11 protein-coding genes, 1 tRNA gene and 1 riboswitch are annotated in these 12,840 nt (G+C 59.4%); of the genes, 6 read left to right on the forward strand and 6 right to left on the reverse strand.

The annotated features are described in order from the left end of the window. The first annotated feature begins 21 nt into the window (after nucleotides 1-21). The gene (locus tag G5195_RS05675) at nucleotides 22-687 is read left to right on the forward strand and encodes a PepSY-associated TM helix domain-containing protein (protein ID WP_421235940.1); all 666 of its coding nucleotides are present in this window, start codon (nucleotides 22-24) and stop codon (nucleotides 685-687) included. A gap of 237 nt (nucleotides 688-924) precedes the next feature. On the opposite strand, the gene G5195_RS05680 is transcribed toward G5195_RS05675, so the two are convergent. After that, nucleotides 925-1,010 (reverse strand) — tRNA-Leu (locus G5195_RS05680). A 143-nt stretch (nucleotides 1,011-1,153) separates the two neighbouring features. Here G5195_RS05680 and G5195_RS05685 point away from each other — a divergent pair. Continuing rightward, on the forward strand, nucleotides 1,154-1,687 hold the full coding sequence (locus tag G5195_RS05685) for an RDD family protein (RefSeq protein ID WP_421235923.1): 534 nt from the start codon (nucleotides 1,154-1,156) through the stop codon (nucleotides 1,685-1,687). A gap of 74 nt (nucleotides 1,688-1,761) precedes the next feature. On the opposite strand, the gene lptG is transcribed toward G5195_RS05685, so the two are convergent. Continuing rightward, nucleotides 1,762-2,832, reverse strand: a complete 1,071-nt coding sequence (gene lptG / locus G5195_RS05690) for an LPS export ABC transporter permease LptG (protein WP_421223085.1) — start codon at nucleotides 2,830-2,832, stop codon at nucleotides 1,762-1,764. Nucleotides 2,833-2,857: 25 nt separating this feature from the next. Further along, entirely contained in the window at nucleotides 2,858-3,970 is a 1,113-nt protein-coding gene (lptF, locus tag G5195_RS05695) for an LPS export ABC transporter permease LptF (protein WP_421172974.1), read from the reverse strand. A 172-nt stretch (nucleotides 3,971-4,142) separates the two neighbouring features. Between lptF and pepA the strand changes: the two genes are divergently transcribed. From pepA to G5195_RS05710, 3 genes are all read left to right on the forward strand, one after another. Beyond that, nucleotides 4,143-5,651 (forward strand): leucyl aminopeptidase, encoded by a 1,509-nt coding sequence (pepA, locus tag G5195_RS05700; RefSeq protein ID WP_005336423.1) that lies wholly within the window; start codon nucleotides 4,143-4,145, stop codon nucleotides 5,649-5,651. Nucleotides 5,652-5,826: 175 nt separating this feature from the next. Then, nucleotides 5,827-6,282: a DNA polymerase III subunit chi gene (locus G5195_RS05705; RefSeq protein WP_421235924.1), complete on the forward strand. Its 456-nt coding sequence runs from the start codon at nucleotides 5,827-5,829 to the stop codon at nucleotides 6,280-6,282. A 64-nt stretch (nucleotides 6,283-6,346) separates the two neighbouring features. Continuing rightward, nucleotides 6,347-9,199 carry a valine--tRNA ligase gene (locus G5195_RS05710; protein ID WP_421235925.1) on the forward strand — a complete coding sequence of 951 codons (2,853 nt, stop codon included), beginning with the start codon at nucleotides 6,347-6,349 and terminating at the stop codon, nucleotides 9,197-9,199. A 67-nt stretch (nucleotides 9,200-9,266) separates the two neighbouring features. On the opposite strand, the gene G5195_RS05715 is transcribed toward G5195_RS05710, so the two are convergent. After that, nucleotides 9,267-10,253 carry a sodium:calcium antiporter gene (locus G5195_RS05715; RefSeq protein WP_421235926.1) on the reverse strand — a complete coding sequence of 329 codons (987 nt, stop codon included), beginning with the start codon at nucleotides 10,251-10,253 and terminating at the stop codon, nucleotides 9,267-9,269. An 88-nt stretch (nucleotides 10,254-10,341) separates the two neighbouring features. Continuing rightward, a riboswitch (yybP-ykoY riboswitch) is annotated at nucleotides 10,342-10,448 on the reverse strand. 169 nt (nucleotides 10,449-10,617) lie between these two features. On the opposite strand from G5195_RS05715, the gene G5195_RS05720 reads away from it, so the two are divergent. After that, the gene (locus G5195_RS05720) at nucleotides 10,618-11,205 is read left to right on the forward strand and encodes a superinfection exclusion B family protein (RefSeq protein WP_216952701.1); all 588 of its coding nucleotides are present in this window, start codon (nucleotides 10,618-10,620) and stop codon (nucleotides 11,203-11,205) included. Between the two features lie 96 nt (nucleotides 11,206-11,301). Here G5195_RS05720 and G5195_RS05725 read toward each other — a convergent pair whose 3' ends face one another. Further along, nucleotides 11,302-12,156, reverse strand: a complete 855-nt coding sequence (locus G5195_RS05725; protein ID WP_421235941.1) for an AraC family transcriptional regulator — start codon at nucleotides 12,154-12,156, stop codon at nucleotides 11,302-11,304. Nucleotides 12,157-12,160: 4 nt separating this feature from the next. Continuing rightward, the gene (locus G5195_RS05730; RefSeq protein ID WP_216952700.1) at nucleotides 12,161-12,658 is read right to left on the reverse strand and encodes a GNAT family N-acetyltransferase; all 498 of its coding nucleotides are present in this window, start codon (nucleotides 12,656-12,658) and stop codon (nucleotides 12,161-12,163) included. Between the last annotated feature and the right edge of the window lie 182 nt (nucleotides 12,659-12,840).

Raw genomic sequence — 12,840 nt, forward strand, 5'->3', positions numbered from 1 at the left:
TCTCTGTGACAACCACCCCGACTGGCCAGCCCTTGCTGGCCAGTTTTTTATGAAGCAACCACGATGAAACGCAGAAGAGTTCCCCTTCACAACAACAAATGGGTACGCCGCCTCCATGCCTGGGCCGGTTTTTTTACCCTCGCCCTGATGCTGATGTACGGCATCACCGGTCTCTGGCTGCAACACCGTACCGTGTTGCCCATCCCCGGCCCCCACACCGATAAATCGAGTGAAGAGATAGTGCTGGAGACGCCGCTCGCCAGCCCGGAGCAGCTGAAAAGCCTGCTGCAACAGCGCTATCCCGATACCTTTGCCGACGGGCGAACCATGATCACCCCGGCCCAGACCCTGCCCACCCCGAACGGCCCGCTCACCCTGCCCGCCAAGTGGGAGATGCGCGGCGTCACCCTCAGCCAGAGCGTGGCCGCCAGCTATGTTGAGGGTACCCTGCTGGTACGTACCGACCTGCAGCAAGCCAACTTTGCCGCCAGCCTCAACCGGCTGCACCGCGGCATGGGTACCGGCCTCGGCTGGCAGCTGTTTGGCGATATCGCCGCCCTGGCCCTGCTACTGCTCGCCCTCACCAGCCTGTTTATGTGGACCAAGCTGCACGGCACTCCCAGAGCCATCATCGTGCTGACACTCGCTGGCAGCCTCGGTACCCTGCTGTTTGCCCTGCTGGGATAACGCAGCAACCATGACCTGATGCAGCAAGGTTTGGAAAGAAAACCGCGATAGAAACAAGCCGCTGGCGGTGATGTCGGCGGCCACATCAAGAAAAGGAAATAACGGAGAGCAGGAAAAGAGAAGGGATACCAAGAGGTAACGGGAAGTACTGCCAGCTCAACAGTAACGCCCCAAAAGCGTAGAAACGCAAAAAAACAAAAGGCCATCATTGCTGATGGCCTTTTGTCATGAATTTGATGGTGCCCGGGGTCGGACTCGAACCGACACGGTTATTCACCGGCGGATTTTGAATCCGCTGCGTCTACCGATTTCGCCACCCGGGCAACTGCGAGGGATTATACGAATGGCGCGATGCCATGCAAGGTGTTTTTCGATTGAACACTCCCGTTTGTTCATTTATTCAACGCCTTGCCGATGCGGGGCCAGTTACATAGAATGCCGCCATCATCTTAATGGAATAAAAACGATGGCCAAGCCTAAAAAAGTCCAACAAAAATCCCCCTCTACCGCCACTCAGCCATACCCGTCAGCGGGTCTGCTGCGTCGCCTCGGCGCCCTGATCTATGATGCGCTGGTGGTGACTTCGCTGCTGATCATCGCCGGCTTTATCGGCATGGGTGTCGCCAAGCTGCTGCTGGTTACCGGCATGGCCAGCGTACCGGCGGGTGAAGATACCGTCTGGTTGCTTACCCGCCACCACCTGAGCCTGATCTACACCCTGTGGCTCGCCTTCGTCATCTGTGGTTTCTACACCTGGTTCTGGACCCGTGCTGGCCAGACCGTCGGCATGCGCGCCTGGCGGCTGCGCATTCAGAACGAGGATGGCAGCCACATCCGCGTTACCCAGGCGCTGATCCGTCTCGCCACCGCCGCCTTTGGTCTGGGCAACCTGATGTGCCTGTTCAACCGCCAACGTCCGCGGGCGTTTCAGGATATCTGGGCCGAGTGCGAAGTGATTGTGCTGAGCAAGCAGGAAAATCTGGAATTGCTGAACAAGTAATACCGGGTCAATGCAGCAACGAAAGAGGGCACCAACAGGTGCCCTCTTTGCATTTCCTCATAACCTCGTGCGGATTACTGCTTGCGGCTGAGGATGTAGAAGGAGATGCCGCCAAACAGCAAGCTGGGCGCGATAGCCGCCAGAATCGGCGGTACCGCATAGACCAGACTGATGGGGCCGAACACCCGATCACTCACATAGACGGCGAAGCCGGTCATGATCCCCATCAGCATCCGCGCCCCCATGCTCACCGAACGCAACGGGCCGAAGATGAAAGAAGAGGCCAGCAGGATCATCGCCACCACCGAGAGCGGTGACAGCAGTTTGCGCCACATCTCCAGCTTGTAGCGACCGGCATCCTGCTTGTTGGCGTCTAGGTAACCGATGTAGTCGAGCAGACCGGAGACCGAGAGATTCTCGGGGTCGATACTCACCACCCCCAGCTGCTTGGGCGTCAGCTCCGAGCTCCACTCCATCTTGTCGTGCTCTTCACTGCGGATCTGAGCCGGGTCGTCGAAGCGGGTAACCTGCGTCTGCTTGAGCAGCCAGTGATGCCTTTCAAATACCCCCTCCCGTGCCTGCACCACGTCGATCAGCTTGCGCTCGGGGGTGAAACGATAGAGGGTGATGCCGGTCAGGGCACCATCGTTGCGCACCCCGTTGATATTAACGAAGTTGTTGCCATCCCGTGCCCACACCCCGTAGGCCGAGACGGTAAGCCGCCCTTCCGACATGGCACCGGCACGGATATCATCCGCCATCCGTTTGGCGACAGGGGCCACATACTCCCCCATCAGTCCTACCAGGATCATCAGCGGGATCGCCGTCTTGAGCGCCGCCATCACGATACTGATCTTGGAGCGGCCCGCCGCCTGCATCACCACCAGCTCGGAGCTGGTCGCCAGCTGGCCCAGACCGATCAGACCGCCCAGCAGTGCCGCCAGCGGGAAGAAGAGCACCGCCTCCTTGGGCATGGAGAGCAACACATAGTAGAGAGCATTGAGCATGTCGTAGTTGCCCTCTCCGACAGACTTGAGCTGTTCCACATACTTGATGAGCGCAGCAAGACCAACGAGCGTGAGCTCACACAGCAGGATCGACATAAAAATGACCCTGCCGATATATCTATCGAGAATGCCAAACATCAGCGGTAGTTCCTATGTGGCTTCATCATTTTGATTTGTTTATGAAATATTTGCTCTTTACCCCGTTCCACCAGCTGGTGCCCTGCAAATTGAGGGGCAGGCCAATAAACAGCAGATAACCGAGCGGAACCAGGAACATCCCCGGCCAGTAGGGCAACCGGCCACTGTCGATAGCCGAGCGGGCAGCACTGAGCAGCAGGAAGTAGGAGAGATAGAGCATGATGGCCGGCAACAGCTTGGCGTAGCGCCCCTGACGGGGGTTGACCCGCGCCAGCGGAACTACCAGCAGGGTGAGCACCGGAATGGAGAGGGGCAGCGAGATACGCCATTGCAATTCACCCATCATGTCGTTTTCCTGGGTACCCAGCAGCTCCATGGTGGGTTTGGCCGCCGCCTTGCGGTTGGAGCGCTCCATCTCCTGCTGACGGATCACCAGACCATACTCGCGAAAATCGGAGATCTGGAACTGCTTGCCGGAGAAGTTGCCTTCATAGCGGGAACCATCCTTCAGAGTCAGCCACTGCAGACCATTCTCATCGATCGTCACCACCCCTTCGCTGGCCACCACCACCGAAGGGGGGTTGCTGCCTTCGGCCCGCTGCAAGATGAAGATCTTCTGCAGCTTCGAGCCGTTGTCGTTCAAATCCTGGATATAGGCAACCAGACGCCCCTTGTCGAGCTCCATAAAGCGGCCCGCCTGAAGGAAGGAGATACCCGGATCCGACTTGAACTCGTCGATCACCTGATACTCGCGCTCCTTGGCTTGCGGGGCGATCCAGCCGGTGTTGAACGCCGCGACCACCGCCGTCAGCAAGGCCAGCAACATGGCACTGCGCATCACGAAACGGTGGCTGAAGCCGACCGCATGCATCACCGTCATCTCGCTTTCGGCGTAGAGGCGACCATGGGCAAACAAAATGGCTAAAAAGAGACTGATAGGCAGCATCAACAACGCCATATTGGGCAAGTTGAGCAGCAGCAGGGTGGAGACCAGACGTGTCGGCACCTCGCCATCGGCGGCATCACCGATGATCTTGATAAATTGTTGGCTGACAAAGATAAGCAGCAATACGAATAACACTGCCAGCTGGGTTTTCAGGGTTTCCCTGAACAAATATCGGAAAACGATCACAGTCATTCCCAAGTAAACTTGTGTTTTTAGTCGAATGCCTGAAAAATAGGGCCGTATATTGGATTTTTACCAGTTTGAACTGCGGAGCCTGTGGCTGTTCGCTCCGCCTCTGATACCCCAACAAGCACCGCATTATTCAATAAAAGGTGCCTTTTGTCTTTAGGATGTAGGAGATTCCATGGAGTTCAGTGTAAAGAGTGGCAGTCCAGAGAAGCAACGTAGCGCCTGCGTCGTAGTCGGCGTATTTGAGCCTCGTCGCCTCTCTCCGGTTGCCGAACAACTGGACAAGATCAGCGATGGCTATATCAGTTCGCTGCTGCGCCGTGGCGACCTGGAAGGGAAACCAGGCCAGATGCTGCTGCTGCATCAAGTACCGGGCGTGCTCAGCGAGCGCGTACTGCTGGTCGGATGCGGCAAGGAGCGGGAACTCGACGAACGCCAGTACAAGCAGATCATCAACAAGACCATCACCACCCTCAACGAAACCGGCTCCATGGAAGCGGTCTGCTTCCTCACCGAGCTGCACGTCAAGGGTCGGGATACCTATTGGAAGGTGCGCCAGGCGGTAGAAACCACCAAGGCGGGCCTCTACAGCTTTGATCAGTTCAAGACCAACAAGGCCGAGCCACGTCGCCCGCTGCGCAAGCTGGTATTCAACGTGCCGACGCGTCGGGAACTGACCATTGGTGAAAAAGCCATCGCTCACGGTCTAGCCGTGGCCAAGGGTGTGCGGGTCTGCCGCGACGTGGCGAACATGCCGCCCAACGTCTGCAACCCGGCCTATCTGGCCTCCCAGGCCCGTCGTCTGGCCGATGCCTACGACAACATCACCACCAAGGTGGTGGGCGAGCAGGAGATGGCCGAGCTCGGCATGAACTCCTACCTGGCGGTGGCCCGCGGCTCCGATAACGAAGCCATGATGGCCATCATCGAATACAAGGGTCATCCGGATGCCAAGCCCATCGTGCTGGTCGGCAAGGGTCTGACCTTTGACTCCGGCGGCATCTCCATCAAGCCGGCCGACGGCATGGACGAGATGAAGTACGACATGGGTGGCGCCGCCTCCGTGCTCGGTACCATGCATGCGCTGGCCCAGCTGCAACTGCCGATCAACGTCATCGGCGTGCTGGCAGGCTGCGAAAACATGCCGGGTGGCAACGCCTATCGCCCAGGTGACATCCTCACCTCCATGTCCGGCCAGACCATCGAAGTGCTCAACACCGATGCGGAAGGTCGTCTGGTACTGTGTGATGCGCTGACCTATGTGGACCGCTTCGATCCGGAAACCGTGATCGACGTGGCGACCCTGACCGGTGCCTGCGTCATCGCGCTGGGCCACCACACCTCGGGTCTGCTGGCCAACCACAACCCGCTGGCCCACGAGCTGCTCAACGCCTCCGAGCAGGCGGGTGATCGCGCCTGGCGTCTGCCGCTGTTCGACGAGTATCAGGAGCAGATCGACAGCCCGTTCGCCGACATGGCCAACATCGGCGGTCGTCCTGCCGGTACCATCACCGCGGCGGCCTTCCTGTCACGCTTCACCAAGAAGTACAACTGGGCCCACCTGGATATCGCCGGGACCGCCTGGAAGAGTGGCAAGGATAAAGGCTCCACCGGTCGTCCGGTGCCCCTGCTGACCCAGTTCCTGCTGAACCGGGCTGGCGTGGATATCGAAGAGAAAGAGTAACTCTCCCACCCTGTCTGATGCGTGCATCAACGGGGTTGGCGTTACCCTGAATCACAAGGAAGAGGCCCGCCTCTTCCTTGTTTCATTCTTGAATCAGTGAGTTGCGAGCGGAGAAACACCCCGCGAGCCTCATGAGGCGGTCAATAGTCCGTCACTGCAACACGGGATCAACCTGATGAGCCAAGTGACCTTTTACCTGATGAGCAAACAGGATGACACGCAGGCGTCGGCCATCGAACGGCTCGCCTGCCAGCTCGTTGCCGATAGCTGGGGTGCGGGCCATATCTACCTGTTCTGCGACGATGAGGCTCAGGCTCTGCGCCTCGACGAACTGCTGTGGCAACTGCCACCGGAGCGCTTCGTGCCGCACCAGCTGCAAGGCGAAAGCGGTCAGGCACCGGTGGAGATCGGCCACCAGCCGCCACGCCGACGCTACGCCCGCCTCATCAATCTGGCCAAACAGACACCTTTGTTTGCAGGACACTTCGCTCAAGTGGTAGATTTTGTCCCCACTGACGAAACACAAAAGCAGCAAGCTCGCGAGCGCTACAAGCACTATCGCCAGGCAGGCCATGCCCTCGAAATGAGGGATCAGCCCGTCCTTGCCGCACCGGATCCGGCGCAGCCCTGACTGCAACCAATTGATCCATAAAGAATCAACACCAGACTCCATCCATCCAGATTACGGCGAGACCATGGAAAAGACTTTTAATCACAACGCCATCGAACAGGCGCTCTATCAGCATTGGGAAGCACAGGGTTACTTCAAGCCCCACGGCGACACCAGAAAAGACTCCTTCTGCATCATGATCCCGCCGCCGAACGTCACCGGCAGCCTGCACATGGGTCACGCCTTCCAGCAAACCCTGATGGATACCCTGATCCGCTACAACCGCATGCAGGGCAAAAACACCCTGTGGCAGGCAGGTACCGACCATGCCGGTATCGCCACCCAGATGGTGGTTGAGCGCAAGATCGCGGCAGAAGAGGGCAAGACTCGCCACGATTACGGCCGTGATGCCTTCATCGACAAGATTTGGCAGTGGAAAGAAGAGTCCGGTGGCACCATCACCCGCCAGATGCGCCGTCTGGGCGACTCCGTGGATTGGGAGCGCGAGCGCTTCACCATGGATGAGGGGCTCTCCGCCGCCGTGCAGGAAGTGTTCGTTCGTCTCTACGAAGATGGCCTGATGTACCGCGGCAAGCGTCTGGTGAACTGGGATCCGAAACTCAACACCGCCATCTCCGATCTGGAAGTGGAGAACCGCGAGATCAAGGGCCACATGTGGCACCTGCGCTATCCGCTGGCCAACGGCGCCAAGACTGCCGAAGGCAAGGATTACCTGATTGTCGCCACCACCCGTCCGGAGACCATGCTGGGCGATACCGCCGTGGCCGTGAACCCGGAAGACCCGCGCTACAAGGCGCTGATCGGCCAGCACATCCTGCTGCCGCTGGTGAACCGTCTGATCCCCATCGTCGCCGACGAACACGCCGACATGGAGAAGGGCACCGGTTGCGTGAAGATCACCCCGGCCCACGACTTCAACGATAACGAAGTGGGCAAGCGCCACAGCCTGCCGATGATCAACATCTTCACCCTGGACGCTCACGTGCGTGCCGAGGCCGAAGTGGTCGATACCAACGGCAACCCGAGCACCGCCTACGATGCCGCCCTGCCGGCCGAGTTCGCCGGTCTGGAGCGCTTCGCCGCCCGTAAAGCGATTCTGGCCAAGCTGGAAGAGCTGGGTCTGCTGGACGAGATCAAGGATCACGTGCTGCAACAGCCTTACGGCGATCGCGGTGGCGTGCCCATCGAGCCGATGCTGACCGACCAGTGGTACGTACGCGTGGCACCGATGGCCAAGACCGCCATCGAGGCGGTGGAAGATGGCCGCATCCAGTTCGTGCCAAAGCAGTACGAAAACATGTACTTCTCCTGGATGCGCGACATTCAGGACTGGTGCGTCTCCCGTCAGCTGTGGTGGGGTCACCGCATCCCTGCATGGTATGACGACGCCGGCAACGTCTACGTGGGCCGCAGCGAAGATGAAGTGCGCGCAAAGCACAGCATCCCGTCCGTGACTACCCTGCGTCAGGACGAAGATGTGCTCGACACCTGGTTCAGCTCCGCCCTGTGGACCTTCTCCACCCTGGGCTGGCCGAACAACACAGAGGCGCTCAAGACCTTCCACCCGACCGACGTGCTGATGAGCGGCTTCGACATCATCTTCTTCTGGATTGCCCGGATGATCATGATGACCATGCACTTCATCAAGGACGAAAACGGCCAGCCACAAGTCCCGTTCAAGACCGTCTACATCACCGGCCTAATCCGTGACGAAGAGGGCCAGAAGATGTCCAAGTCCAAGGGCAACGTGCTGGACCCCCTCGACATGATCGATGGCATCTCGCTGGAAGATCTGCTGGAGAAGCGCACCGGCAACATGATGCAGCCGCAGATGGCCGAGAAGATCGCCAAGCGTACCGCCAAGCAATTCCCGGAAGGGATCGATGCCCACGGTACCGACGCCCTGCGCTTCACGCTGGCAGCGCTGGCCTCTACCGGTCGTGACATCAACTGGGACATGAAGCGCCTGGATGGCTACAACAACTTCTGCAACAAGCTGTGGAACGCCTCCCGCTATGTGCTGATGAACACCGAAGATCAGGACTGCGGTTTTGCCGGTGGCGAAATGCAGTTCAGTCTGGCGGATCGCTGGATCCAGTCTCAGCTGCAAGTGGCCATCCGTGACTTCCGTACCGCCCTCGATACCTACCGCTTCGACATCGCGGCTGGCGTGCTGTACGAATTTATCTGGAACCAGTTCTGTGACTGGTATCTGGAGCTGACCAAGCCGGTACTGACCAAGGGTTCCGAGGCCGAGCAGCGCGCTGCCCGCCACACCCTCGTGACCGTGCTGGAAACCCTGCTGCGTCTGGCACACCCGATCATTCCGTTCATCACCGAGACCATCTGGAAATCGGTCGCCCCGCTGGCTGGCGTACACGCCGACACCATCATGATTCAGGCCTTCCCGGAATTCGACGCCGCCAAGGTGGACGAAGCCGCGATGGCGGATCAGGAGTGGGTGAAGGAGTTCATCGTCAGCATCCGCAACATCCGCGCCGAGATGAACGTGGCACCGAGCGTGCCCCTCAACGTGCTGCTCCAGTGCGATGCAAAGGATGCCCAGCGCGCCGCTGACAACGAGGCCTTCCTCAAGTCGCTGGCCCGTCTGGAGTCCATCCGCGTACTGGCGGACGGTGAAACCGCCCCGCTGTCAGTGAAGAAGCTGATCGGTGCGACCGAACTGATGATCCCGATGGCCGGTCTCATCGACAAGGACGCCGAACTGGCCCGTCTGGCCAAAGAGGTTGCCCGTCTGGTTGGCGAGTGCGGCCGTATCGAAGGCAAGCTCGGCAACGAAGCCTTCGTCGCCAAGGCGCCGGAAGCGGTCATCGCCAAAGAGCGCGAGAAGCTGGAAGATTACCGTCTCCAGCTGAGCAAGCTGGAAGCCCAGCAGGCCGAGATCGCCGCGCTGTAAGCACCGCCCCAACCGATACAACAAAGCCCCCTGCCAAGGGGGCTTTTTCATATCCGCGCTTCCCGCTTCAGCTCACCAGCAACCAGCCGCAGAAGCCGAGATAAAGCAAGCCCACCAGTGCCAACCGCCCGGCGGTCATCACCCCCTTTCTGAAGCCCCACCAGAGCAACCCGACCGCCAGCAGCGTCACCAGCGAGGAGGCCATCATTGCGCTATCCAGCAGCCAGGGGGTGAATAGCAGACAGAACGCCTTGGGGATAGTGCCCTGGATCATCATGGCCCCGGAGATATTGGCCAGCGCCAGCCGGTTCTTGCCCTGCCGCACCCAGATCAGCACGTTCATCAGCTCCGGCATCTCGGTCGCCACCGGGCTCAGCAGCAGGGCCGCTAGCACCGGCGAGAGGCCAAACAGCTCGCCCATGCTCTCCAGCTGATGGACAAACAGCTGGGCCGCCAGCGCTACCACCACCAGTGCAGCCAGCGTCTGCAGCAGCACCTTGCCAAGAGGCGGGATCCCGGCATTTGGAGCCAGCTTGAGAGGCTCAGGCAACTCGACCTCATGGCTGTCGCTCTGCTTCAGCTCGCGCCTTACATAGACGAGGTAGACCAGCAGGAAGAGCGGGGCCAGCCAGCTCTTGCCGGTAAAGGCGACCAGACCCAGTACAGTGGCCACCAGAAAGATTCCCATAAACCAGCGCTGATCCCGGCCAATCTCGCGCTGTACCTCGCCATCGATGGCCCGTTCGGTACGCCCCATGCAAAGCAGCAGGGTGAGGCCGACCGCCGCGTAGCCGATGGTAGCCAGCACCAGCGGCCCGCCGAGGGCGGCACCGATGCCAATCTCTTGCTGGGCGGTCGTGTTACCCATCAGCAGGACGGTGAGGGTGACAATGCATTCGGGCAGCGCCGTACCCAGTGCAGCCAGCAGCGAACCAGTGGCACTTTGCGAGAGTTTGAAGTGGTGTCCGGTCCATTCGATGCCGTTAACGAAGTATTCGCAGGCAAGGTAGATGGTGACCGCAGAGACGAGAAATAACAGCAGGGTAATCAACATAATAGATACCGCCAGGCGAGCAGAATAACCGATGGACCCGACATGGCTCGCCCGGCTGGCGTGCATATCGAGGCCAAAGGTCTTGCAGAGCGATAGTGCCTATCGCCGCCCATGCCATGGATGCGAGGATCCAAGAGTGTTGACATGGGCCCGGCCCGGAATACGGGCGGGTTGCTACTCCCCAATGACTGAGGGGACGTTTTACCAACTCGAGCGTCACCTCACAAGGCAAATTACTGATAACTCATTCAATAAGTTGTAAGGAAATGTATCGCCAGCCTCCCCTCCCCGGCGCCATTACGCTGTTGGCACACCGATTGCTGTAGGTAGTTCACTATCCACAACAGTTTGGGAAGGATGAACAATGAAACGGTGGATCCAACATTTCTATCAACTCAGCCGCCTCAATTGGCTAATGGTCTGGTTGTTGCTCTGTTGCAGCATCATTTTGCTGTTTCCGGCCGGGCTGATGAAAGGGGCCGTCAGCCAGTGGGCTGCGGATCATGCGGCCTGGCTGGGGGTCGGCATGCTGATCGCCATCTCCTACTTCTGCAGTCAGGGCTTCCTGATCGCCTGGGAGTGGGCTTGCGAAGAGTGGCAGGCGCGCCGTCAGCAGGACCAGCTGGCCCAGATGATCGGCTTCCTCGACTTCAACGAAAAGGCGGTGCTGCGCGAGTTCGTGCTACAGCGTAAAAGCGTCATAAACTTGCCGATCACCGAGCCCGCCGTCAAAAACCTGATGGATGCCGGCGTCCTCACCTATGCCTACGGCAAGCCGACCCGAGATAAGGATGACGAGAACCAGATCCGCGCCCTGATGATCGCCCTGCCCGCCCGACCGCTGCTCACCTACAAGGTGCTGGGGCTGTCGCGTGGCAAGATGAGCGACGAACAGGTGGAGCAGATCATGAACGCCCGCCCCAAGTTCGCCCAGAAGGGGTTCCAGCGCTAACCGCCGCCCAACCGCCAGATGCAAAAGAGCCGGACACTGTCCGGCTCTCTAATTTCTGCGCGATGCTCTGTACCATCCCTTACGTCTTGTTGTGCCCTAACCCTTTAGGCTGGAGCAAAAGCTCACATCCGCAACCTTGGTCACCGGATCGAAGCTGTGATAGAGCTCGAAACAGGGTCGATCATCAAATTCGAAACCGGCCGCTACCACCTCACCGATATGTTGCTGCCAGAGTGCGGGGTACTGGGCCGGGTCGATCACGGTAAAACGTGACTGGCCATAGCGGCCGCCCGCCAGCTGCTGGATCTCCACATTGCCGCGGCCTTTGGTCCCCGCCGGCACGGTGACGCAAATATCGGTGCGGCACTGCTGGGGAGCCGTCACTTCGGGGTTGTCGTGGTAGATGAAGATCCACTCCCCTTCGGCCAAGCCCAACCCGACAGCCCATTGATAGAGCTGGTCACACACCGGCTCATAGCCTATGCCGTAAGGGCCGGTGACCCGGATATAGGCCAGAGTGCGCGCAGCCATCTGTTCGGTTTTCATCTGTAGCCTCCTTTCACTGGAACGGCCTTCAACATAATCAGAGACCCGGGCAGCCGCGTGTCCATTCTTGCTCAGTTGCAAGAGTGACGGCTGGCGGCGCAACATCCCCGGTGCCATGGCAAACTGCTTGCGAAACGCCTTGGCAAAGGCCTGTGAGCTGGCAAAACCGGCCGAGAAGGCAATCTCGGTGATCGGGTCGCGACTGTAGCAGAGAGAGCGAGCAGCCCGCTCCAACCGCAGGCGGCGCTGCATCTCGGCCGGGGTTTCACCGGTGACGGCGGTAAAGACCCGATGAAAGTGATAGCTGGAGAGTGAGGCGAGGCTGGCCGCCTCGCTGAGACAGAGCTCGGGATTCTGCTCCAGCGCCCGGATCACCGGGCGCAATCTGGCCTGATAATCGACCATGCCGTTAGCGACTGACGCCCCCCGCAACTCTGGCCATATAGAACACATCCACATAGCGCCCTTGCCGGAAGGCATAGTCACGAGCCAGCCCCTCCTGCGTGAAACCGAACTTGCGATAGAGCGCCTGTGCGGCCTCATTGTCGGTATAGACGGTCAGCTCAATCCGGTGCAGGTTGAGCCAGTTATCGGCCAGATCCAGCGCCGCAGCCATCAGGGCAGAGCCCACCCCCTTGCCTGCCCAGTCATCCCGTACCCCCATACCGATACAGGCCACATGCTTGCGTCTCGGATTGGGCTCAACCAGCAGCGAGAGCTGGCCTACCAGCAAGCCGTCAACATCGGCGACCAGTGCCACCACGCTGTCACTCTCCAACCGCTTCTGCCACTGGCTAAGGGGAGACATAGGCAAGTGCAAAGTGCCCGCCTGGGCATTGGGCATGGCATAGAGATCCCGCAAGGCGGGGGCATCGGCGGATTCGGCATGACGGATGGTAATCTGCATATGAGGCTCCTTCTCGAAACGTCCATCATGCATCATCCATCGCATCAGTCCATACAACCGGCACGGTCAGAGTGATTTATTGTCGGCAGACAGGGCTGCACACTGAGCCATTCAGCCAGTTTCATAGGTGAAAAAAAACGGAGCAAACGCTCCGTTTTTCAATGCTTTATCAATCCCGGACG

The organism is Aeromonas sp. 601039 (assembly GCF_049174415.1).
GTDB lineage: Bacteria > Pseudomonadota > Gammaproteobacteria > Enterobacterales > Aeromonadaceae > Aeromonas > Aeromonas veronii_A.

What these genes read in the sequence shown, in the direction of transcription:
- G5195_RS05685 (WP_421235923.1), top strand. Translation starts at nt 1,154, where the DNA reads ATGGCCAAGCCTAAAAAAGTCCAACAAAAATCCCCCTCTACCGCCACT.
- lptG (WP_421223085.1), bottom strand. Translation starts at nt 2,832, where the DNA reads ATGTTTGGCATTCTCGATAGATATATCGGCAGGGTCATTTTTATGTCG.
- lptF (WP_421172974.1), bottom strand. Translation starts at nt 3,970, where the DNA reads ATGACTGTGATCGTTTTCCGATATTTGTTCAGGGAAACCCTGAAAACC.
- pepA (WP_005336423.1), top strand. Translation starts at nt 4,143, where the DNA reads ATGGAGTTCAGTGTAAAGAGTGGCAGTCCAGAGAAGCAACGTAGCGCC.
- G5195_RS05705 (WP_421235924.1), top strand. Translation starts at nt 5,827, where the DNA reads ATGAGCCAAGTGACCTTTTACCTGATGAGCAAACAGGATGACACGCAG.
- G5195_RS05710 (WP_421235925.1), top strand. Translation starts at nt 6,347, where the DNA reads ATGGAAAAGACTTTTAATCACAACGCCATCGAACAGGCGCTCTATCAG.
- G5195_RS05715 (WP_421235926.1), bottom strand. Translation starts at nt 10,253, where the DNA reads ATGTTGATTACCCTGCTGTTATTTCTCGTCTCTGCGGTCACCATCTAC.
- G5195_RS05720 (WP_216952701.1), top strand. Translation starts at nt 10,618, where the DNA reads ATGAAACGGTGGATCCAACATTTCTATCAACTCAGCCGCCTCAATTGG.
- G5195_RS05725 (WP_421235941.1), bottom strand. Translation starts at nt 12,156, where the DNA reads ATGGTCGATTATCAGGCCAGATTGCGCCCGGTGATCCGGGCGCTGGAG.
- G5195_RS05730 (WP_216952700.1), bottom strand. Translation starts at nt 12,658, where the DNA reads ATGCAGATTACCATCCGTCATGCCGAATCCGCCGATGCCCCCGCCTTG.